Raw genomic sequence first — 21,985 nt, 5'->3', positions numbered from 1 at the left:
AGCCGGACGCGGCCGACCTGCTTCCAGCGGCGAGGGCGTGGGGAGGTCCAGTGGGAGGCGTGCGACAGATCGTGACAGACGAAGGTGTGAACCGGTGAGCGAAGCCAAGATCGAGACGCTGCAGTACCGCTTTGACGGGCCGGAAGACGCCCCTGTCCTGATCCTGGGCCCGTCCCTGGGCACCACCTGGCACATGTGGGACCGGCAGATACCCGAGCTGACCCGGCAGTGGCGGGTCGTCCGTTTCGACCTGCCGGGCCACGGCGGCGCCCCCGCCCGCCCCGCGTCCGCCGTCGCCGAACTCACCGACCGGCTGCTCGCCACCCTGGACGGGCTGGGCGTCCAGCGCTTCGGTTACGCCGGCTGCTCCATCGGCGGGGCCATCGGGACCGACCTGGCCCTGCGTGCCCCGCACCGGCTGGCCTCGCTCGCGCTGATCGCGTCCTCGCCCCGGTTCGGCACCGCCGACGAGTTCCGCCAGCGCGGCGTGATCGTCCGTACCAACGGTCTGGACCCGATGGCCCGCACCGCTCCCGAGCGGTGGTTCACACCGGGCTTCGCCGCCGCCCAGCCCGCCATCGTCGAATGGGCCGTGCAGATGGTCCGCACCACCGACCCGGGCTGCTACGTCGCCGCCTGTGAGGCGCTCGCGGCCTTCGACGTCCGCTCCGCGCTGGGCCGGGTCGGCGTGCCCACCCTGGTCCTGGTGGGCTCCGACGACCGGGTCACCGGTCCTGCCGAGGCGCGCACCCTGGTGGCCGGCATCCCCGACGCCCGCCTCGCGGTGGTCCCCGGCGCCTCCCATCTCGCCCCGGTCGAGCAGCCCGCAGCCGTCACCGACCTGCTCGTCCACCACTTCTCCACCTCGTGGCAGGACACCGTGGCGGCGCTCGCCGCACCGCCCGTCGTACCGCTCGCGGTACCGGCCGCCGCCGTCCCCGCCGCGTCCCCGCCCGGCCCGGTCGCCGCGCCGCCGATCGGACCGCCGGCCGTACCGGCCGCCGAGACCGCGACGGCCGCGCCCGCCCCGGTCGCCGCCCCGGGGCGCCCCGACCCGTACGAGGCCGGGATGAAGGTGCGCCGGGAGGTGCTCGGCGACGCGCACGTGGACCGTGCCATGGCCGCCGCGGACGACTTCACCGGCGACTTCCAGGAACTGATCACCCGCTACGCCTGGGGCGAGGTGTGGACCCGCGAGGGTCTGGACCGCCGCACCCGCAGCTGCGTCACCCTGACGGCGCTGGCCGCCGGGGGCCACCTGGACGAGCTGGCCTTCCACACCCGCGCGGCCCTGCGCAACGGACTGTCGCCCGCGGAGATCAAGGAAGTGCTGCTGCAGACCGCGATCTACTGCGGTGTCCCGGCCGCCAACTCGGCCTTCCGGGTCGCCCAGCGGGTCATCCGCGAGGAGACCACCCCGGAGGGGTGACGGACCGGGGCGCGACCGTACGACGAGGAGGAGGATGCCGCCATGAAGCTGACGAAGAAGTCCCACGCCTGCGTCCGGCTCGAGAAGGACGGGCGGACACTCGTCATCGACCCGGGCGGGTTCAGCGAACCGGACGCGGCACTGGGCGCCGACGCGGTCCTCGTCACCCATGAGCACCCCGACCACTTCGACGAGGGCCGGCTGCGGGCCGCCCTGGAGGCCGACCCGGCCGCCGAGATCTGGACGCTCCGCAGCGTCGCCGACCGGCTCTCGGCGGCCTTCCCCGGCCGCGTCCGCACCGTCGGCCACGGAGACACCTTCAGCGCGGCGGGTTTCGAGGTCGAGGTACACGGCGAACTGCACGCCGTCATTCACCCCGACATCCCCCGGATCACCAACATCGGCTTCCTGGTCGACGGATCGGTCTTCCACCCCGGCGACGCGCTCACGGTCCCCGGCCGGCCGGTGCGGACGCTGATGCTCCCGGTGATGGCCCCCTGGAACAAGACCTCCGAGGTCGTCGACTACGTACGGGAGGTCGCGCCGCAGCGGGCCATCGACATCCACGACGCCCTGCTCACCGACCTCGCCCGGCCGATCTACGACCGCCAGATCGGGCTGCTGGCCGGCGCCGACCACGGCCGGCTGGCCCCGGGGGAGTCCACGGATCTGTGACTGTCACACCTCGCCGCTAGGCTGTGGGACATGCGCATCGCCACCTGGAACGTCAATTCGATCACCGCTCGGCTGCCCCGTCTGCTGGCCTGGCTGGAGAGCAGCGGCACCGACGTGCTGTGCGTCCAGGAGACCAAGTGCACCCCGGAGCAGTTCCCCACCGACGAGCTGCGCGAGCTCGGTTACGAGTCGGCGGTGCACGCCACCGGCCGGTGGAACGGCGTGGCGCTGGTCTCCCGGATCGGCCTGGACGACGTCGTGGCGGGCCTGCCGGGCGGGCCTGAGTACGAAGGCGCGCTGGAGCCCCGCGCCATCTCCGCGACCTGCGGCCCGGTACGGCTGTGGTCGGTGTACGTGCCCAACGGCCGCGAGGTCGCCCACGACCACTACGCCTACAAGCTGCGCTGGCTGGAGGCGCTCCAGGCCGCCGTCGCCCCCGACGCGGCCGGACAGCGCCCGTTCGCGGTGCTCGGTGACTTCAACATCGCACCGACCGACGACGACGTCTTCGACCGCTCCTTCTTCGAGGGGTCCACCCATGTCACCGAGCCCGAGCGGGCCGCGCTGAGCGGGTTGCGCGGGACCGGACTCACCGATGTGGTGCCGCGTCCGCTGAAGTACGAGCACCCCTTCACCTACTGGGACTACCGCCAGCTCGCCTTCCCCAAGAACCGGGGCATGCGCATCGACCTGGTGTACGGCAACAAGCCGTTCGCCGACGCGGTCAAGGACAGCTACGTCGACCGCGAGGAGCGCAAGGGCAAGGGCGCGTCCGACCACGCGCCGGTCGTCGTCGACCTCGACGTCTGAAGGCCCCGGGGCCCCGGTCCGGCATCCGCGCGCCCTGTGGTGCGCCGGGCCCCCGAAGTGCGAGGCTGGGCGGTATGAACATCCCCTTCCTGGACGCCTGGCGCAGACGGCACGGCGAGGAGCGGAGCCGGGCCCTGGTCACCGCCGCCGTCATGGCCGACCCGGAGGGCATCACCGAGCTGCTCTCCGAGTGCGGTCTGCTGCGCTCCCGTGCCCAGGAGTCGGGCGTCCGGCTGGACGACACCCCCAGGTCGTTGCAGGCCGTCGACCAGTTGCCGCCGCGCTGGCGCGACGACCCCGAGGAGCTGCCCTCGCTGGGCAACGACGCCGGCCTCTATCTGGGCACCGTGATCGTGCGTACGGTGCCGGGCGCGGCCTGGCACGTCTGGCCGGGCGGGCAGCCGGTGGTGCGGCTCGGCTCGGGGCGGGAGATCGATGTCGTGGGAGCCGGACTGGAGTGGGCGATGAGCGGTTCGCCGGAGCTCTCCCAGGTCTACGCGGAGGCCGCCGAGGGCTGATTCCGCCCTCCTCCCGCCCTCCCCGGACTTCCCCGGTGGTCGCCCCGCGGGCCTCTGATTCCCGTTGTTTCAGTAAATACGGCTAATGCCCGGTTCATGCGTGTCGGCGAGTGAAGTCCCTTTTCGCGATGGATAGTTTGCGCGGACCTCGACACAGGTGAGAAGGGGGCGGGGCAGCGTATGGCCGTCGATCCGTTGATCGAGCTGCGGGACGTGAACAAGCACTTCGGGGCCCTGCACGTCCTGCGGGACATCGATCTGACCGTCGGCCGCGGGGAGGTGGTCGTCGTCATCGGCCCCTCCGGCTCGGGCAAGTCGACGCTGTGCCGGACGATGAACCGGCTGGAGACGATCGAATCGGGCCGGATCACGATCGACGGACAGCCCCTCCCCGGCGAGGGCAGGGCGCTGGCCGGGTTGCGCGCCGACGTCGGCATGGTCTTCCAGTCGTTCAACCTCTTCGCCCACAAGACCGTGCTGGAGAACCTCTCGCTGGCCCCCGTCAAGGTCCGCAGGCGCGGCAAGGAGGACGCCGACCGGCGCTCCCGCGAACTGCTGGACCGGGTCGGCCTGGCCGACCAGGCGGACAAGTACCCGGCACAGCTCTCCGGTGGCCAGCAGCAGCGGGTGGCCATCGCCCGGGCCCTCGCCATGGAGCCCAAGGTCATGCTCTTCGACGAGCCGACATCGGCCCTCGACCCCGAGATGATCAACGAGGTGCTGGAGGTCATGCTGCAACTCGCCCGGGACGGCATGACCATGGTCGTCGTCACCCATGAGATGGGCTTCGCCCGTTCCGCCGCCCACCGTGTCGTCTTCATGGCCGACGGCCGGATCGTGGAGGAGCGCACCCCCGAGGAGTTCTTCACCAGCCCGCGCAGCGACCGCGCCAGGGACTTCCTCGCCAAGATCCTCAAGCACTGACCGGGGGTGCCGGACCGATGACGCGTACGCGTACCGCACGAGCCCTGGCGGCACTCGCGCTCGCCGCGCTGCTCGCCACCGCGAGTGCCGCCTGCGGCAAGGAGGGCAGCCCGCCGGTCAAGGGCCCGCGAGCCGGGCAACTGCCCCGCTACCGGGTGGCCGAGGGCTTCCGGCTGCCGGACTCCCCGACCTGGAACCGGGCGAAGCGGCGCGGCCACCTCGTCGTCGGGGCCAAGGAGGACCAGCCGTACCTGGGCGAGAAGGACCCGGCCACCGGCCGCTACGCGGGGTTCGACATCGAGATCGCCAGGATGACCGCGGCCTCCCTCGGCTTCGACCCGGCCGGGACCGAGTTCCGGACGATCGCCTCCGCCAACCGCGAGACCGCCCTGCAGAACGGGCAGATCGACTACTACGTCGGCACCTACACCATCAACGACAACCGCAAGAAGCTCGTCGGCTTCGCCGGCCCCTACTACCTGGCCGGCCAGTCCCTCCTGGTGCGGGCCGGCGACGACGACATCCGCGGCCCCGGCGACCTCGCCGGGAAGAGGGTCTGCTCGGCCGCCGGTTCCACCCCGTTCCAGCGGATGGAGGCGGACCATCCCGAGGCGGACCTGGTCGCCTACGACACCTACTCCGTCTGCGTGGACAACCTCCTGACCTACCAGGTCGACGCGGTCACCACCGACGACACCATTCTCATGGGGTACGCGGCCAAGGTCCCCGACGAGCTGAAGGTGGTCGGTGAGCCCTTCTCGGAGGAGCCCTACGGCATCGGCGTCCCCCGCCCCGACAACGCCCTGCGCTTCGCCGTCGACGACGCCGTCGAGGCGCACGGGAGGAACGGCGACTGGAAGAGGGCGTACGACGCGACGCTCGGCCTGTCCGGCGTGCCGGCGCCCGAGCCCCCCGCCGTCGACCGCTACCCGGCGAGCTGAGGCACACCATGGACGTACTGACGCAGAACTTCTCCCTGTACGGCAGGGGATTCCTCGGCACCGTCGAACTCACCGCCTACTCCTCCCTGCTGGCCCTGGCGCTGGGCTTCCTGATGGCCTCGTTCCGCGTCTCACCCGTCGGCCCGCTGCGGGCCCTCGGCACGGTGTGGGTGACCGTCCTGCGCAACACCCCGCTCACGCTGCTGTTCTTCGCCGTCCTGCTCGGCCTGCCGCGCTTCGGGCTGGTGCTCCCGTTCACCCTGTTCGCGGTGCTCGCGCTGGGCTGCTACACCTCCGCCTTCATCTGCGAGGCACTGCGCTCGGGCATCAACACCGTGCCCAGGGGCCAGGGAGAGGCGGCCCGCAGCCTGGGCATGTCGTTCGGCCGGACGCTCCGCCACGTCGTGCTGCCGCAGGCGTTCCGCGCCGTGATCCCGCCGGTCGGCTCCACGCTGATCGCACTCGCCAAGAACTCGGCCATCGCCGGCGCCTTCAGCGTCACCGAGCTGCTCGGCACCTACAAGACGCTCAACGAACTGGGGTACAGCATCATCTGGACCTTCGTCTGGATCGCCCTGGGATACCTGATCATCACCCTCACCATCAGCGCGCTCTTCAACGTGCTGGAGCAGCGCTGGGGAGTCGCCCGATGACCGAGTCCACCGCCCTGTACGACCTTCCCGGCCCCCGGGCGCGCCGGCGCCACCTCGGGTACGGGGCCGCGGCGTCGCTGCTCATCCTGGTTCTGCTCGGCTGGCTCGCCCACCTGCTGTGGGACACCGGGCAGTTCACCGCCACCAAGTGGACGCCGTTCCAGTACCAGGGGATCCAGGAACTGCTGCTGCGGGGCCTGGGCAACACCCTCAAGGCGTTCGCCTGCGCGGCGGTCCTCTCGGTCGCCCTCGGTGCCGTACTGGCCGCCGGGCGGCTCTCCGAGCACCGGGCGCCGCGCTGGGCGGCCACGCTCGTCGTCGAGTTCTTCCGGGCCATGCCCGTGCTGGTGATGATCTTCTTCATCTTCGTGGCGCTGAAGGCGCACCCGCTGCCCGCGCTGGTGGCCGGGCTGACCCTGTACAACGGCGCGGTACTGGCCGAGGTGTTCCGTACCGGCGTCAACTCGGTGGAGCGCGGGCAGCGGGAGGCGGCGTACTCGCTGGGCATGCGCAAGACGCAGGTCATGGCGTACGTCCTGGTGCCACAGGGAGTCCGTGCCATGCTGCCCGCCGTCATCAGCCAGCTCGTCGTCGCCCTGAAGGACACCTCGCTCGGCTTCCTCATCACCTACGAGGAGTTCCTGCACGCGGGGAAGCTGATCGCGTCCAGTCTCGACTACGATCTACCGTTCATCCCCGTGGTGATGGTGATCTCGCCGATCTACATCGGGATGTGCATGCTGCTCTCCTGGTCCGCCACCCGGGTGGCCAGAAGACAGCGCCGCAGTCCCACGACGGAGGCCGTTGCTGTCGCACCGGCCGAACCAGGGACGCTGCTGCCGGGAAAGCAGTAGCGGGGGGCCATGCCCGCCCGGCAGCGGCCGGAGATCACTTCTCGCGCAGCGGTACCGACACGTAGGACGGGTCGGACGGCGGCGAGGAGAAGGTCAGCCGCGCGCCGGACGGGTTGTGCTCGATGTACAGCGGGTCGACGGTGTCGACGACCAGCGCGAGCCGGTGGCCGGCCGGGACGTCGTAGGCGGTGGAGTACAGCTCCAGGTCCACGGCGAACGGCCGGCCGGGCGTCTTGCCGTGGAAGGTGTACGGCGCGGTGCTGACCAGCTTGCCGAGGCCGAGCGGCCCCACGTCGTAGAGGTACGCGACGAGGGTGCCGCTCTCCTTGGTGGCGGTGACGGTGGTGTGCAGCTTCGCCGTGCCCCGCACCCGCTGGGCCGCGTCGTACCGCTCGGACTGCCAGACCGCGGCGACGGAGCGGGGCAGCAGCGGAATGGAGGCCACCGGGGGCAGCTTCAGGAACTGGTCCAGGGCGCTGGAGAGCATGATGACGCCGCCGTTGGCGCCCGAGTCGATGTTGGCCGTGATGTCCTTCGTGCCGTCGAGCGCGATCCGGCGCTCACCGGCGGCAACGGACTTCCAGTCCGGGTAGCCCTCGTAACCGCCGCCGGTGCGGGACCGCAACTGGACCGGCTGCTCCCGGTCGATGCCGTTGTCGGCGCCCTTGAGGTGGCGGTCGAACCAGCGGTGGGCGTTGGTCCAGGTGTCGTTGGGCAGGCCGAGCAGGCCGGCCGCCTCGGCGGTGGCGTGGTCGCCGGGTATCAGCTCCAGGCGCTTGGGGCCCTTGAGCTTCTCGTAGAACGAGGCGTACTGGTTGGGCGGGAAGATGGTGTCGCCCCAGGCGTTGCCGAGCATGATGGCGGCGCCGTTGGCGTTGATCTGCTCCAGTGTGAAGGCGGGGGAGCGCTTGGCGCCCCACGCGATCATCTCCTGCTCCTTGTCCAGGTTGGAGGAGAGGAAATCCTTGAGGGTCTGCTGGAGTTCGGGGCTCGGACGGCCGGTGAGGTGGCCGGTGACACCCAGCATGGCGGTGGCCTGGAGGTGCTGGGTGCGGCCGCTGTAGATGGAGTCGATGAGGTCGGCCCAGCCGCTCATCGCCACCACGGCCTTGACGCGCTTGTCGTGCCCGGCGGCCAGCAGGCTGATGCCGGCGCCGTAACTCACGCCCGCCATACCGACCCTGTCCGGGTCGGCGGGGGTGTTGGCCAGCGCCCAGTCGATGACCTTGGAGGCGTCGGCGACGTCGGGCGGGCCCGCCACCTCGATGTGGCCGCCGGACTGCCAGAAGCCGCGCGAGTTGTAACTGACCACCACATAGCCGGCCGCGGCCAGCTTCCTGGCCTGGGCGAGGTACTCGACCTGCGGCATGGCCCAGCTCGTGGGCAGCACGATCACCGGGAAGCGCCGGGTGCCGTCGGCGCCGGCCGGGGTCACCACATTGGCCTTGAGCACGGTGCCGCCGTCACCGGTGATGTCGACGAACCGGACACCGGCGGATTCGGCGGCTTGGGCGCTCGGGACCGCGCCCGGGTCGGTGCCGGAGGGCGCGGCGGCCGTGGCGGGCGCGGCCGCGAAGGCCACCCCGGCCACCAGTGCCGCCGAAACGGCGCCGGTCGTCGTCGTACGCAGGGCCTTGCGCGGCTGTACCACGGGCCACTCCCTCGCTCGAAGGCTGAAAAGTGACCCGACGGTAACCGCGTTGGCTTACCGATGGTAACCACCCGGCAAGTTACGGCCGGGTAACGATATTGAACCGCATGTCAATCGCCTGGTCAACGGCCCGGGCACGGAGACCCCCACCTCGGGGCGGGGCCGGGCGGACCGGCCGTCAGGACCTGTCGCCCGCACGGCCGTCCCGGCCGGCCTCCGGACCGGCCCCGGGACCGGAGCGCCGCCGTCCGTCAGCGCAGCGCGCTCTTCGCCCGCCACTCGGGCCAGGAGATGTTCCACTCCCCGTATCCGTTGTTGAGCGCCTGGGTGCCCTTGGCGTCCTCGCCGGTCACCTCGAAGGGGTCGCCGACCTGCGCCTCGTCGTAGACCCACTTGGCGTCGCCGTCGCTCATGCCGATGCAGCCGGAGCTCCGGTTGGCGTTGCCGAAGTACGCCCGGTTCCACGGCGCCGCGTGCGCGTACATGCCCGACCAGGTCAGCCGCATCGAGTAGTCGACCATCTTGTCGTAGGCGTCGCCCAGGCCGACCGTCTCGGAGCGCATGTTGATCGTGCCCTCCTTCGCCATGAGCACGGTCTTCCCCCGCCAGGACGCCTTGTCGCCGCCGGGCGTGCCGCCGGACATCGGCACGTCCCTGACCTCCTGGCCGTCACGCACCAGCTTCAGCCGGTGGTGGTCGAGGTCCACCTCGACCACCTGGCTCCTGCCGATGGTGATGTCGGTCCTGTAGTCCCGCACGAACCAGCCGCCCGCGCCCGAGTCGACGCCGTTCAGCTCGGCCTTGAGGGTGACCTTGGTACCGGGCTTCCAGTACTTCTCGGGGCGCCAGTCCACCCGGTCCTTGCCCGACCAGTCCCGCATCCATCCCCAGGAGCCGACCGTGTTGTTCGAGGTGGTCACCTTGAGGTGCTTCTCCACCTCCGCCCTGTTCTTCACCGGGTTGTCGAAGACGATCGACAGCGGGTGGGCGATGCCGACGGTGGTGTTCTTGCCGGGGGCGAGGTTCAGCTTGTTGACCCTGTCGGGCGCGGCGGTCGTGAAGTCGGCCTTGGCGCTGCCGCCCCTGTCGTCGCGCGCCTCGACCGTGTAGCCGGTGCCCGGAGCGGCCTTGCGGGCCGACGTCCACGTCCTGCCGTCCGCCGCGACCCGGCCGCCCAGCGTCGCGCCCTTGGAGTCGGTCACCGTGACCTGCTGGAGCCTGCCCTCGGCGAGGGTCACCCGGACGGGCTCACCGGCCCTGGCCTGCTTGCCGGACGGGTTCACCGAGATCCGGGCACCGGGATCGGGCTTCTCGTCGGCGCCGGCGCTAGGCGAGCCGCCCGAGCACGCGGTGAGGGCGGCCGCGGCGATGACCGCGGTGCCGGCCAGGGCGGCGGTGCGGAACGGGGTGCGCGGGCGTGTGCGGCTCAACTGGAAAACCTCCGATGTGTTCTGTCGTCCCTGGGGGAGAGGGCGATCAGAGGTCACGGGTTGCCGGAAATCCGGAAATTCCCTGCTCTGCCCGCTGTGACAAGTCCGACATCGGCCACCGCGCCGGTCGCACAAGCCCGCACGCTATGGCGCCGCCGCCGCCGGCGCGGGCTGCCGTGCCGTGTCCGTCACATCCGCCACCAGCTCCACCACGTCCGGCCCGTACGCCTCCGAGTTGACCACCTTCAGCAGCAGGACGAAGGAACCGTCACCGTGCCGGCGGGCCAGCGGCTCGTGGTGGCGGGCCAGGTAGCGGGCGGCGGCCTGGTTGGTGATGGCGCGCTGGCCGCACAGGAGGAACACCGGGCGGGCGCCCTCGCCGGCGGTGAGGCGGGCCAGGATGACGTACTCACAGGTGCCCGCCTCCAGCCGGTACGTCTCCGGGCCGATCCGGAACGCGCCGCGGTCCGGGCCCGGCTCCGTCCGGGTGTCCACCAGCACCCCCGGCAGCAGGGTCCGCAGATGGGCCTCCATGCGGCGGTTCGAATAGGGCCCGCCCAGGCAGAACTCCGTACGCTCCCCGAAGCCCTGCTGCGCGGTGTCGTGGTGCACGATCCGCGCGTGGGCGTCGCAGTCCTTGATCAGGGCGGACAGTTCGAGGAGCGCGAACACGTCGAAGCGGTGCACCGCCCCGTCGCCCCCCGCCTCCCGGTTGACCACGAGCAGGCACTCGGCGTTCTGCGGCAGCCCGAAGAAGCCCTGCTTGCGGCGGAGCCGGCGGCGCCACAGGGCCGTACGGGCCAGCCAGCCGAGCGAGGCACTGACACCGGTGGCGATGACGCCGAGCGCGATGTTGAGCAGGTCTTCGTACATGGCCGCGCATGCTAGCGGGGGCGCGGACCGTTGTTCGAGGCGGTCCTGGTATCGGGCCCGGTGTGAAGTTACGCTCGCCGGACGGTCGTTGACTGGAGGTATGGATGCGTCGGTCCACAGCACGGAACGTCTCGCTCGCCGCGGTCGCCGCGACGGTCCTCTCGGTGGGCGCGGCGGCGCCACCCGCCGACCGGACCGCACCGGCCAAGGTGCCGGTCGCCGTCGGGTACGGCGGGGCGGTCGCCAGTGTGGACCCGGACGCCTCGGCCGCCGGCATCGAGGTGCTGCGGCGCGGCGGCAACGCCGTGGACGCGGCGGTGGCCACCGCCGCGGCGCTGGGTGTCACCGAGCCGTACTCGGCGGGCATCGGCGGTGGCGGCTACCTCGTCTACTACGACGCCCGAAGCCGCCGGGTCCACACCGTCGACGGCCGTGAGACCGCCCCGCTGTCCGCCGACGCCTCCCTCTTCCTGGAGGACGGCAAGCCCATCCCGTTCGAGGAGGGCATGACCAGCGGGCTGAGCGTCGGGACCCCGGGCACGCCCGCCACCTGGGACACGGCACTCGACGCCTGGGGCAGCAAGTCGCTGCGGGACCTGCTGAAGCCGGCCCAGCGGCTGGCCAGGGACGGCTTCACCGTCGACGCCACGTTCCGGGCGCAGACGCAGGCCAACGAGGCGCGCTTCCGGGACTTCCCGGCGTCGGCCGACCTTTTCCTGCCGGGCGGACGGCTGCCGGTGGTCGGGTCGGTCATCAGGAACCCGGACCTCGCCCGTACGTACGAGAAGCTCGGCCGGCACGGGGCGGACGCCCTGTACCGGGGCGACCTGGCCCGCGACATCGTCCGGACCGTGCGCAGACCGCCGGTGCGCGAGGGCGCCACCCGCGAGGTGCGCGCCGGTGACCTGACCATGCGTGACCTCGCCCGGTACCGGACCGAGCGGCGCCGGCCCACGAAGGTCTCGTACCGGGGCCTGGACGTCTACGGCATGGCGCCCTCGTCGTCGGGCGGCACGACCATGGGCGAGGCGCTGAACATCCTGGAGCGGACCGACCTGTCACCGGAGGCCGCCTCCCAGGACCGCTACCTCCACCGCTTCATCGAGGCGAGCCGGATCGCCTTCGCGGACCGGGGCCGCTGGGTCGGCGACCCGGCCTTCGAGGACGTACCGGTCAAGGGCCTGCTGTCGCAGCGCTTCGCGGACTCGCGAGGCTGCCTGATCCGGGACGACAAGGCCCTGACCAGCCCGCTGGCCCCGGGCGACCCCCGGCACCCGAAGCGGTGCGCGACCGGCGGCACCGCGGTCCCGACGACGTACGAGGGCGAGAACACCACGCACCTCACGGTGTCCGACAAATGGGGCAACGTCGTCAGCTACACGCTCACCATCGAGATGACCGGCGGCAGCGGCATCACCGTGCCCGGGCGGGGCTTCCTGCTCAACAACGAGCTGACCGACTTCTCCTTCTCGCCCGCCGACCCGGCGGTCCACGACCCGAACCTGCCCGGCCCGGGCAAGCGCCCGCGCTCCTCGATGTCCCCGACGATCGTGCTGGACGACCGGGACCGCCCGGTCCTGGCGCTCGGCTCGCCGGGCGGCGCCACCATCATCACCACGGTCCTGCAGACCCTGACGGGCGTGCTGGACCGCGAGCTGCCGCTGGTCGAGGCCATCGCGGCGCCCCGGGCCAGCCAGCGCAACCAGGCGACCACGGAGCTCGAACCCGCCCTGTACACCGGCCCGTCGCGGGCCCGGCTGGAAGCCCTGGGGCACGCGTTCCGGCAGAACCCGGAGATCGGCGCGGCGACCGGCGTCCAGCGCCTGCCCGACGGCCGCTGGCTGGCCGCAGCGGAGAAGGCCCGCCGGGGCGGCGGCTCGGCGATGGTGGTCCACCCGGCGGGGTGAGCCCGCGCCGTCCGGGCGCCGCCGCGCCCGGACGGCCGCCCGGGGCGTAGTCTCGCCGGGTGATACCCCAAGGCCTGCGGCACGGCCGCTACATCAGTCTGACCACCTTCCGCAAGGACGGCACCGGGGTCGCCACTCCGGTGTGGTACGCGGTGGAGGGTGACGAGATGTTCGTCTGGACGCGCGCCGACTCCTGGAAGGTCAAGCGGCTGCGCCGCGACAGCCGGGTCCTCGTGGCACCCTGCGACGCGCGGGGCAACGTGGCCGAGGGGGCGGAGCGGATGGCGGGCACCGCCCGGCTGTCGACCGACCTGAAGCAGGTCCGCCGACTGCTGGCCCGCAAGTACACCTGGCAGTTCTGGCTGGTGGACGTGCCGGCGACCGTCGTGCGGCGGGGCAGGCGCCCGCACATCGCCATCGTGGTGCGGCCGGCCGACGAGCACCGCCCCTAGCCTGCCGTGACCCGTGCGGCGCCGCAGCCCGGGCCCGCGCCCGGGGCGGGCCGGGTCGGGGCGGGTCGGCCCGTTCCCGCCGTCGTCCCGGACGCGGCCCGCCGCGCCGCGTTCCGGCGCCCGGCCGCCCGCACCGCGCTCCGACGCCCGCGCGGGCGCTGAAACGAGAACCGGTCGTCGGCCCCCGGCGTGCCGTGCCGAGCCGCCGCCCGGCCCGCCGGATACGCCCGCCACCGCCGTTGCCGCCGTTGCCGGCCGCCGACCGGGCCGTGCACCCGCCGTCCGCGCCGTGTCGCCGCCGCACGAGCGCCGCCCCTCGGCACGCCGTGGCCCGGCATCCGTACGCCCCGACGGGGCGAGGTCCGAATTCGATCACTGTGGACCACTTGGGTACGAAACATGATCGACTCCGTCGGTTCCCGGCGGCGGTCTTGCTCAGCGATGTGACCGGGCTTACGTTCTCCCTCTACGCACCGCGTCTACATGCGTAGAGGCTCTCTGACGCCGTGCCGAAGGAGCAGCTCATGTCCCACGTCGTGCGCGCCGCACTGGTCCAGGCGACCTGGACCGGCGACACCGAGTCGATGATCGCCAAGCATGAGGAGCACGCCCGCGAGGCGGCCCGGCAGGGGGCCAGGGTCATCGGCTTCCAGGAGGTGTTCAACGCTCCGTACTTCTGCCAGGTGCAGGAGCCCGAACACTACCGCTGGGCCGAACCCGTCCCGGACGGCCCGACCGCCCGCCGCATGCGGGACCTCGCCCGGGAGACCGGCATGGTGATCGTCGTGCCCGTCTTCGAGGTCGAGGGAGCCGGCTTCTACTACAACACCGCCGCCGTGATCGACGCCGACGGCTCGTACCTCGGCAAGTACCGCAAGCACCACATCCCGCAGGTCAGGGGTTTCTGGGAGAAGTACTACTTCAGGCCGGGCAACCTCGGCTGGCCGGTCTTCGACACCGCCGCGGGCAAGGTCGGCGTCTACATCTGCTACGACCGGCACTTCCCCGAGGGGTGGCGTCAACTCGGCCTCAACGGCGCCCAGTTGGTGTACAACCCCTCCGCCACCCACCGCGGGCTCTCCGCGCACCTGTGGCAGCTCGAACAGCCGGCCGCGGCCGTGGCCAACGAGTACTACATCGCCGCCATCAACCGCGTCGGCCGCGAGGAGTACGGGGACAACGACTTCTACGGCACCAGCTACTTCGTCGACCCGCGCGGCCAGTTCGTCGGTGACCCGGCCTCCGACAAGGAGGAGGAACTGCTCGTCCGCGACCTCGACCTCGGCCTCATCGACGACGTACGGCAGACCTGGGCGTTCTACCGGGACCGCAGGCCCGACGCGTACGAGGGGCTGGTGCGGCCGTGAACGACCTGCACGCCCGCCACCGGGCCGTCCTGCCGGACTGGCTCACGCTGTACTACGACGACCCGGTGGAGATCACCCACGGTGAGGGCCGGTACGTCTGGGACGCCCACGGCAGGCGCTACCTCGACTTCTTCGGCGGCATCCTCACCACCATGACCGCCCACGCCCTGCCCGAGGTCACCAAGGCCGTCACCGAACAGGCCGGGCGGATCCTCCACACCTCCACCCTCTACCTCAACCGCCCCATGGTCGAGCTGGCCGAGCGCGTGGCGAGCCTGTCCGGCATCCCCGACGCCCGGGTCTTCTTCACCACCTCCGGCACGGAGGCGAACGACACCGCCCTGCTCCTGGCCACCGCCCACCGCCGCTCCGGCCAGATCCTCGCCATGCGCAACAGCTACCACGGACGGTCCTTCTCCGCCGTCTCCGTCACCGGCAACCGCGCCTGGTCGCCCACCGGCCTGTCCCCGCTCCAGACGCTGTACGTGCACGGCGGAGTGCGCACCCGGGGGCCCTACGCCCACCTGTCCGACGCGCGGTTCATCGAGGCGTGCGTCGCCGACCTGGAGGACCTGCTCGGCCACACCGGTGACGTCGCCGCGCTGATCGCCGAACCCGTCCAGGGCGTCGGCGGCTTCACCTCCCCGCCCGACGGGCTGTTCGCGGCGTTCCGCGAGGTACTGGACCGCCACGGCGTCCTGTGGATCAGCGACGAGGTGCAGACCGGCTGGGGCCGGACCGGGGACCACTTCTGGGGCTGGCAGGCGCACGCCGCGGCCGGCCCGCCCGACCTGCTCACCTTCGCCAAGGGCATCGGCAACGGCATGTCCGTCGGCGGCGTCGTCGCCCGCGCCGGCATCATGAACTGCCTGACCGCCAACTCCATCTCCACGTTCGGCGGCTCGCCGGTCACCATGGCCGCCGGTCTCGCCAACCTCTCGTACCTCCTCGAACACGACCTCCAGGGCAACGCCCGGCGGGTCGGAGGGCTGCTGCTCGCCCGGCTGCGCGCCGTCACGGCGGGCGTCCCCCGGGTACGGGAGGTGCGCGGCCGCGGCCTGATGATCGGGATCGAGCTGGTGCGGCCCGGCACGGACGAGGCCGACCCGCGGGCCGCCGCCGCCGTCCTGGAGGCGGCCCGCGAACAGGGGCTGCTCATCGGCAAGGGCGGCGGCCACGACACCAGCGTCCTGCGCGTCGCCCCGCCGCTCTCGCTGACCGTCGCGGAGGCCGAGGAGGGCGCCGCCGCCCTGGAACGGGCCCTGCGCTCCATCGACCTGTGACCGCCGACCTCACAAGGGGCCGAAGCCATGAGTACCCGCACCCTGATCCGAGGCGGCCTGGTCGTCACCGCCGCAGACGAGATCCACGCCGACGTCCTCGTCGAGGACGGCCGCGTCGCCGCGCTCGCCGCCCACCACACCGCCGTGGCCGACGCCTGGACCGCCGACCGGACGATCGACGCGACCGGGAAGTACGTCGTCCCCGGCGGCGTCGACGCCCACACCCACATGGAGATGCCGTTCGGCGGGACCTTCGCCTCCGACGACTTCGAGACCGGCACCCGGGCCGCCGCCTGGGGCGGCACCACCACCATCGTGGACTTCGCCATCCAGCGGCGCGGCCAGACCCTGCGCGAAGGGCTCGACACCTGGCACGCCAAGGCCGACGGCAGGTGCGCCGTCGACTACGGCTTCCACATGATCATGGCGGACGTCAACGAGCGGTCGCTCAAGGAGATGGACCTGCTCGTCGAGGAGGGCGTGGCCAGCTTCAAACTGTTCATGGCCTACCCCGGTGACCTGTACAGCGACGACGGGCAGATCCTGCGGGCCATGCAGCGCGCCTCGTACAACGGCGGGCTGATCATGATGCACGCCGAGAACGGCATCGCCATCGACGTCCTGGTCGAACAGGCGCTGGCGCGCGGCGAGACCGACCCCCGCCACCACGGCGAGGTGCGCAAGGTCCTGCTGGAGGCGGAGGCCACGCACCGCGCCATCCAGCTCGCCCGGGTCGCCGGCGCCCCGCTGTACGTCGTGCACGTCTCCGCGGAGGAGGCCGTCGCCGAGCTCGCCGCCGCCCGTGACAAGGGCCTGCCGGTCTTCGGCGAGACCTGCCCGCAGTACCTGTTCCTGTCCACCGACAACCTCGCCGAACCGGGGTTCGAGGGCGCCAAGTACGTCTGCTCCACACCGCTGCGGCCGCGCGCGCACCAGGCCGCGCTCTGGCGCGGCCTGCGCACCGACGACCTCCAGGTGGTCTCCACCGACCACTGCCCCTTCTGCTTCAGCGGCCAGAAGGAGCTGGGCCGCGGCGACTTCTCCCGGATCCCCAACGGGCTTCCCGGGGTCGAGCACCGGATGGACCTGCTGCACCAGGCCGTCGTGGACGGGCACATCAGCCGCCGCCGGTGGATCGACATCGCCTGCGCCGCCCCGGCCCGGATGTTCGGCCTCTACCCGAAGAAGGGCACCATCGCCCCCGGTGCCGACGCCGACATCGTCGTCTACGACCCGCACACCGAGCAGACGCTGTCGGCCGGCACCCACCACATGAACGTCGACTACTCCGTGTACGAGGGCAGGACCGTCACCGGCCAGGTGGAGACCGTCCTGTCGCGCGGCGACGTCGTCATCGACGGCCGCGCCTTCACCGGCCGGGCCGGCCACGGCGTCTACGTCCCGCGTTCCACCTGCCAGTACCTGAGCTAGAGGGGCCGGACATGGACTTCGGACTCGTCCTGCAGACCGACCCGCCCGCCTCGGCCGTCGTCGGCCTGATGCGCCGCGCGGAGCGCAACGGCTTCCGCTACGGCTGGACCTTCGACTCGGCCGTGCTGTGGCAGGAGCCGTTCGTCATCCACAGCCGGATCCTGGAACACACCCGGAAGCTGACCGTGGGGCCCATGGTCACCAATCCCACCACCCGGACGTGGGAGGTCACCGCGTCGACGTTCGCCACGCTCAACGACATGTACGGCAACCGGACGGTGTGCGGCATCGGACGCGGCGACTCCGCGATGCGCGTCGCCGGCCGCCGGCCCGACACCCTGGCCCGGCTCGGTGAGGCGATCGACGCCATCCGCGACCTGGCCGAGGGCCGGGAGGCGGTCGTCGAGGGGCGGCCGCTGCGGCTGCCCTGGGTGCGCGAGGGCAGGCTGCCGGTCTGGATGGCGGCGTACGGGCCGAAGGCGCTCGCCCTGGCGGGGCGCAAGGCGGACGGGTTCATCCTCCAGCTCGCCGACCCGTACCTCACCGAGTGGATGGTCGGGGCGGTGCGCCGGGCTGCCGAGGACGCCGGGCGGGACCCCGCCTCGGTGACGGTCTGCGTCGCCGCACCCGCGTACGTCGGGGACGACCTCGGGCACGCCCGCGAGCAGTGCCGCTGGTTCGGCGGAATGGTCGGCAACCACGTCGCCGACCTGGTCGGCCGGTACGGCGAGCACTCCGGGCTGGTGCCCGAGGCCCTCACCTCGTACATCGAGCGGCGCGAGGGGTACGACTACGGCCACCACGGCCGGGCCGGCAACCCGTCCGCCGCCTTCGTGCCCGACGAGATCGTGGACCGCTTCTGCCTGCTGGGGCCGCCCGCCGCGCACATCGAGAAGCTCACGGCCCTGCGTGAGCTGGGGGTGGACCAGTTCGCGGTGTACGCCATGCACGACGCCAAGGAGGCGACGATCGACGCGTACGGCGCCGAGGTCATCCCCGCGCTGAACGGCTGACCGTCCGCTCCGGGGCACGCCCCGCCCGGCACCCGCCCCGGCCCGCGCCGCCCCGCACGTTCCCCGGCGCACACCCCGTGACGGCCGGACTCGGGGTGACGGGCGGCTTCGGGTGACGGGCGGCTTCGGTGACCGGCTGACAGCCTCCTCGGCCGGTCAGTAGCCTTCCTGTCATGTCCACTGAGGGAATGGCGGCGCTGGCAAGGAAGTTGACGGAAGGTCAGGCCACGTCGGTCGCGCTGGTCCAGGAGTGTCTCGACCGTATCGGGAGGAGCCAGGACTCGCTCAACGCCTTCCGCTGCGTACGCGCCGAAGCCGCCCTCACCGAGGCGGCGGCCGCCGACCGCAGGCTCGCGGCGGGGGAGAGGCTGCCGCTCCTGGGCGTACCGGTCGCCGTCAAGGACGACACGGACGTCGCGGGCCTGCCCACCGCCTTCGGCTGCGACGGCGGCATTCCGCCCGCCGGGGCCGACGGCGAGGTGGTGCGCCGGTTACGGGCCGCCGGCGCGATCGTCGTGGGCAAGACCAACTCCTGCGAGCTGGGCCAGTGGCCGTTCACCGAGGGTCCCGCCTTCGGCGCCACCCGCAACCCGTGGCACACCGACCACACACCGGGCGGCTCGTCCGGCGGATCGGCCGCCGCGGTCGCCGCGGGCCTGGTGCCCGCCGCCCTGGGCTCCGACGGCGCCGGTTCCATCCGGATACCCGCCGCCTGGACCCACCTCGTCGGCATCAAACCGCAGCGCGGCCGGGTCTCCGTCCACCCCTACACCGACTGCTTCGAAGGCCTCACCGTCAACGGTCCCCTGGCCCGTACGGTCGCCGACGCCGCGCTGCTGCTGGACGCCGTGCGCGGCGCGCACCCCGACGAGCGGTACCACCCGGCGCCCATCGACGCCTCCGCGGCCGCCCGCCGCGACCCCGGGCGGCTGCGCGTCGCCCTCGCCTGGCGCCCCGCGTTCACCGCCACCCGCAACCCGGTGCACCCGGACGTCCGCCGGGCCGTCACCGGTGTCGCCGAGGCCCTGGCCGGGCTCGGCCACACCGTCGAGGAGGCCCGGCCCCGCTACGGGCTGATCGGGCTCGGTTTCCTGCCCCGCGCCACGGCCGGTATCGCCGCCTACGCCGACCGGCACCCCGCACCCGACCTGCTGGACCCGCGCACCCGCAGCGCCACCCGCACCGGCCACCGGCTCGGCGGCTGGGTGCTGCGCGCCGCCCGGGCCCGCGAGCGGCACCAGCAGCGGCGCGTCGGCGCCGTGTTCGACCGGTACGACGTGGTCCTCACCCCCACCACGGCGGCCCCGCCGCCCCGGATCGGCGCCTTCGACTCCCTGTCCGCCTGGCGCACCGACATCGCGATGGCGGCGGCCTGCCCGTACGCCTGGCCCTGGAACGTCCTGGGCTGGCCGGGCGTGAACGTCCCGGCCGGCTTCACCCGGGACGGGCTCCCGGTCGGGGCGCAGCTCCTCGGGCCGGAGGGCGGCGAGGAGCGGCTCATCTCACTGGCCGCGCAACTGGAGGACGACCGCCGGTGGTACGAGCAGCGCCCGCCCGCCCTCGGCACGGCGCCCGGTGCCTCCCGCGCCCCCCGCGGGCGACTTGGGGAGCGCTCACCGCGATCACTATGATCCGGCGATGATCATAAGAAAACGGCTGGCCGCCGCGGTCTGCGGCCTGCTGGTCACCCTGACGGGCGGACCGTCCCCGGCAGCCGCCCTGGCCGATGACGGGGAACCGGCGCGGAAGCAGGCGCCCAAGGTCGAGCTGGTGCTGGACGTCAGCGGCTCGATGCGGGCCCGGGACATCGACGGCATGACCCGCATGGCGGCCGCCAAACAGGCGTTCAACGAGGTGCTGGACGCCGTGCCCGCCGACGTCCTCCTGGGCATCCGTACCCTCGGTGCCGACTACCCCGGCAAGGACCGCCGGACCGGCTGCAAGGACACCCGGCAGCTCCACCCGGTCGGCCCGCTGGACCGCACCGAGGCGAAAGCCGCCGTGGCCACCCTGGCGCCCACCGGCTGGACGCCGATCGGACCCGCGCTGCTCGGCGCCGCCGACGACCTGAAGGGCGGCGAGGCCACCCGCCGCATCGTCCTCATCACCGACGGCGAGGACACCTGCGCGCCCCTCGACCCGTGCCAGGTCGCCCGGGAGATCGCCGCCAAGGGCATCCACCTCACCATCGACACACTCGGGCTGGTCCCGGACGCCAAGACCCGCGCCCAGCTGGTCTGCATCGCCGAGGCCACCGGCGGTACGTACACCTCGGTACGGCACACCGAGGAACTGTCCGAGCGGGTCAGCCAACTCGTCGACCGGGCCGCCGAGCCCACCCTCACCCCGGTCGCCACCCGGGGCGCGGACAGCTGCGAGAAGGCGCCCCTGCTCCGGCCGGGCCTCCACACCGACCGCGAGACGTTCGGCGAACACCGCTGGTACCGGGTCGACGTCCTGCCCGGCCAGGAGCTGCGCGCCTCGGTGAGCGTCGCCGCCGACCGGGCGGTCAACCAGGACTACGGGGTGCTGCTGCGCGCCTCGACCACCCACGGCCGCGAGATCGTGCGCGGCGAGGCGGCCGGCGACGGCCGCACCGACGTCATCTCCACCGGCCTGCGCTACCCCCGGCCGGACGCGGACGACTCCTTCTTCGGCTCCGGCTCGGACTCCGACACCGACAAGCCCGCCGCGGAGACCGTCTGTCTGCGCGTCAGCAACTCCTTCTCCGCACCCGCCTCGGTCAGGACCTCTCCGGGCCTGCCCGTCGAACTCAGCGTCGACATCGTGGACGGACCCGACGAGGCCGGTGACGCCGCCTTCCTCGGGCTCGGCCGCGGCTGGTGGCTGCTCGGCGTGCTCGTCCTGGCCGGCTTCGCGGCCGGGCTGCTGTGGGGCTGGGTCTCACGCTGGCGCGTCTCCGTCTGGAGGACCAACTGATGCGTACCGCACGGAAGACCACCGTCATCGCCCTGCTGGCGGGCAGCGCCCTGCTCGGCCTCCCGGGCGGCGCGGCGGCGGACAGCCCCACCCCGGACCCGACCGCCTCCGGCGGCGAGACCGCCGCGCCCACCGAGGCCGGCACCTCGTTCCGGACGGCCACCGCGGTACGCCCGGGGCAGCGCGCCACCGCACCGGCCTCGACCGGTGACTACCTCTACTGGCAGTTTCCCGCCGACGCCACCGAGCGGGCCACCGTGCGCGCGTCGGTGAAGCTGCCGGCCGCGCCCCGCTCGGCGCCCGCCACCTGGCAGATCGACGTCTACGACGGACTGCGCCGCCGCCAGGCCTGCCGCCACGGCAGCCAGACCCGCGCGGTGCCGGCCACGGCGACGTCGGTCGAACTCACCTGCCACCTGCGTACCGTGCGGGCCTGGGCCGAGCCCTGGTCGGACGATCCGCTGCCGGGCGCCTACTACGTCCGGCTGACCGCGGTGCGCCTCGCCGTGGCCGACACCGGACTGCCCTTCGACGCCTCCCTGGACGTCACCACCGCCTCCGCGGGCGGTGCGGCGGCGGTGGACGGGGGCCTGTCCACGCCGCTGGCGCAGGGCAGCGCCGCCCGGGTGGAGCCGGCGGACGGCTGGTCGTCGGGCCGGTGGTCCACCCGCTGGCTGTGGACCGCCGGCGGCGCGGCCCTGGCGGCGCTGGCCGGTATCGGCGGCTACACCCTCACCCGCGGCGCCGGTCGCCCGGCCGGAGTCCCGGGCACCCGCGCCTGACGGGGGCGCCGCGCACCTGGGCGCGGCCGGCGCGCGCCCAGGCCGCTCCCGG

The 21,985-nt window shown here is 72.8% G+C and carries 20 protein-coding genes; 17 read left to right on the top strand and 3 right to left on the bottom strand.

Annotation, left to right across the window (positions count from 1 at the left end):
• The first annotated feature begins 94 nt into the window (after window positions 1-94).
• From pcaC to AB0H53_RS07325, 8 genes are all read left to right on the top strand, one after another.
• Complete coding sequence (gene pcaC, locus AB0H53_RS07360) at window positions 95-1,429, top strand: 4-carboxymuconolactone decarboxylase (protein WP_362108460.1); 1,335 nt, start codon at window positions 95-97, stop codon at window positions 1,427-1,429.
• A gap of 42 nt (window positions 1,430-1,471) precedes the next feature.
• Window positions 1,472-2,104 (top strand): MBL fold metallo-hydrolase, encoded by a 633-nt coding sequence (locus AB0H53_RS07355; protein ID WP_362108458.1) that lies wholly within the window; start codon window positions 1,472-1,474, stop codon window positions 2,102-2,104.
• Window positions 2,105-2,134: 30 nt separating this feature from the next.
• Window positions 2,135-2,914: an exodeoxyribonuclease III gene (locus tag AB0H53_RS07350; protein ID WP_362108456.1), complete on the top strand. Its 780-nt coding sequence runs from the start codon at window positions 2,135-2,137 to the stop codon at window positions 2,912-2,914.
• Window positions 2,915-2,988: 74 nt separating this feature from the next.
• Entirely contained in the window at window positions 2,989-3,432 is a 444-nt protein-coding gene (locus tag AB0H53_RS07345; protein ID WP_362108454.1) for a DUF6278 family protein, read from the top strand.
• Between the two features lie 180 nt (window positions 3,433-3,612).
• Complete coding sequence (locus AB0H53_RS07340; RefSeq protein WP_362108452.1) at window positions 3,613-4,356, top strand: amino acid ABC transporter ATP-binding protein; 744 nt, start codon at window positions 3,613-3,615, stop codon at window positions 4,354-4,356.
• Window positions 4,357-4,373: 17 nt separating this feature from the next.
• Window positions 4,374-5,297 (top strand): glutamate ABC transporter substrate-binding protein, encoded by a 924-nt coding sequence (locus AB0H53_RS07335; RefSeq protein ID WP_362108450.1) that lies wholly within the window; start codon window positions 4,374-4,376, stop codon window positions 5,295-5,297.
• A gap of 8 nt (window positions 5,298-5,305) precedes the next feature.
• Window positions 5,306-5,950, top strand: a complete 645-nt coding sequence (locus AB0H53_RS07330) for an amino acid ABC transporter permease (RefSeq protein ID WP_362108448.1) — start codon at window positions 5,306-5,308, stop codon at window positions 5,948-5,950.
• A complete protein-coding gene (locus AB0H53_RS07325; RefSeq protein WP_362108446.1) occupies window positions 5,947-6,804 on the top strand; it encodes an amino acid ABC transporter permease in 858 nt (285 codons plus the stop codon). The genes AB0H53_RS07330 and AB0H53_RS07325 overlap by 4 nt, the downstream gene beginning before the upstream one ends.
• A 34-nt stretch (window positions 6,805-6,838) precedes the next feature.
• Here the strand turns inward: AB0H53_RS07325 and AB0H53_RS07320 are convergent, their stop codons facing one another.
• The 3 genes from AB0H53_RS07320 to AB0H53_RS07310 all read right to left on the bottom strand — a co-directional run bounded on the left by AB0H53_RS07320 (window position 6,839) and on the right by AB0H53_RS07310 (window position 10,758).
• Complete coding sequence (locus AB0H53_RS07320) at window positions 6,839-8,455, bottom strand: alpha/beta fold hydrolase (protein ID WP_362108444.1); 1,617 nt, start codon at window positions 8,453-8,455, stop codon at window positions 6,839-6,841.
• A gap of 251 nt (window positions 8,456-8,706) precedes the next feature.
• The gene (locus AB0H53_RS07315) at window positions 8,707-9,885 is read right to left on the bottom strand and encodes an Ig-like domain-containing protein (RefSeq protein ID WP_362108442.1); all 1,179 of its coding nucleotides are present in this window, start codon (window positions 9,883-9,885) and stop codon (window positions 8,707-8,709) included.
• 144 nt (window positions 9,886-10,029) lie between these two features.
• A complete protein-coding gene (locus AB0H53_RS07310) occupies window positions 10,030-10,758 on the bottom strand; it encodes a hypothetical protein (RefSeq protein ID WP_362108440.1) in 729 nt (242 codons plus the stop codon).
• 104 nt (window positions 10,759-10,862) lie between these two features.
• On the opposite strand from AB0H53_RS07310, the gene ggt reads away from it, so the two are divergent.
• The 9 genes from ggt (at window position 10,863) to AB0H53_RS07265 (ending at window position 21,933) form a co-directional block, all read left to right on the top strand.
• The gene (gene ggt, locus AB0H53_RS07305; protein ID WP_362108438.1) at window positions 10,863-12,665 is read left to right on the top strand and encodes a gamma-glutamyltransferase; all 1,803 of its coding nucleotides are present in this window, start codon (window positions 10,863-10,865) and stop codon (window positions 12,663-12,665) included.
• Window positions 12,666-12,724: 59 nt separating this feature from the next.
• Entirely contained in the window at window positions 12,725-13,117 is a 393-nt protein-coding gene (locus tag AB0H53_RS07300) for a PPOX class F420-dependent oxidoreductase (protein ID WP_362108436.1), read from the top strand.
• Window positions 13,118-13,641: 524 nt separating this feature from the next.
• Window positions 13,642-14,484, top strand: a complete 843-nt coding sequence (locus tag AB0H53_RS07295; protein ID WP_362108434.1) for a nitrilase-related carbon-nitrogen hydrolase — start codon at window positions 13,642-13,644, stop codon at window positions 14,482-14,484.
• On the top strand, window positions 14,481-15,767 hold the full coding sequence (locus tag AB0H53_RS07290; protein WP_362108432.1) for an aspartate aminotransferase family protein: 1,287 nt from the start codon (window positions 14,481-14,483) through the stop codon (window positions 15,765-15,767). Before AB0H53_RS07295 ends, AB0H53_RS07290 begins: the two co-directional genes overlap by 4 nt.
• 27 nt (window positions 15,768-15,794) lie before the next feature.
• A complete protein-coding gene (gene hydA, locus AB0H53_RS07285; RefSeq protein ID WP_362108430.1) occupies window positions 15,795-17,198 on the top strand; it encodes a dihydropyrimidinase in 1,404 nt (467 codons plus the stop codon).
• A gap of 11 nt (window positions 17,199-17,209) precedes the next feature.
• Window positions 17,210-18,211 (top strand): TIGR03842 family LLM class F420-dependent oxidoreductase, encoded by a 1,002-nt coding sequence (locus AB0H53_RS07280; RefSeq protein WP_362108428.1) that lies wholly within the window; start codon window positions 17,210-17,212, stop codon window positions 18,209-18,211.
• A gap of 173 nt (window positions 18,212-18,384) precedes the next feature.
• Entirely contained in the window at window positions 18,385-19,842 is a 1,458-nt protein-coding gene (locus AB0H53_RS07275; protein WP_362108426.1) for an amidase, read from the top strand.
• 7 nt (window positions 19,843-19,849) lie between these two features.
• A complete protein-coding gene (locus AB0H53_RS07270) occupies window positions 19,850-21,151 on the top strand; it encodes a VWA domain-containing protein (protein ID WP_362108424.1) in 1,302 nt (433 codons plus the stop codon).
• Window positions 21,151-21,933: a hypothetical protein gene (locus AB0H53_RS07265; protein WP_362108422.1), complete on the top strand. Its 783-nt coding sequence runs from the start codon at window positions 21,151-21,153 to the stop codon at window positions 21,931-21,933. Before AB0H53_RS07270 ends, AB0H53_RS07265 begins: the two co-directional genes overlap by 1 nt.
• Window positions 21,934-21,985: the final 52 nt, after the last annotated feature.

This window comes from Streptomyces sp. NPDC050856 (assembly GCF_040653855.1).
Taxonomy (GTDB): domain Bacteria; phylum Actinomycetota; class Actinomycetes; order Streptomycetales; family Streptomycetaceae; genus Streptomyces.
This window is presented reverse-complemented; position numbering and strand designations above follow the sequence as displayed.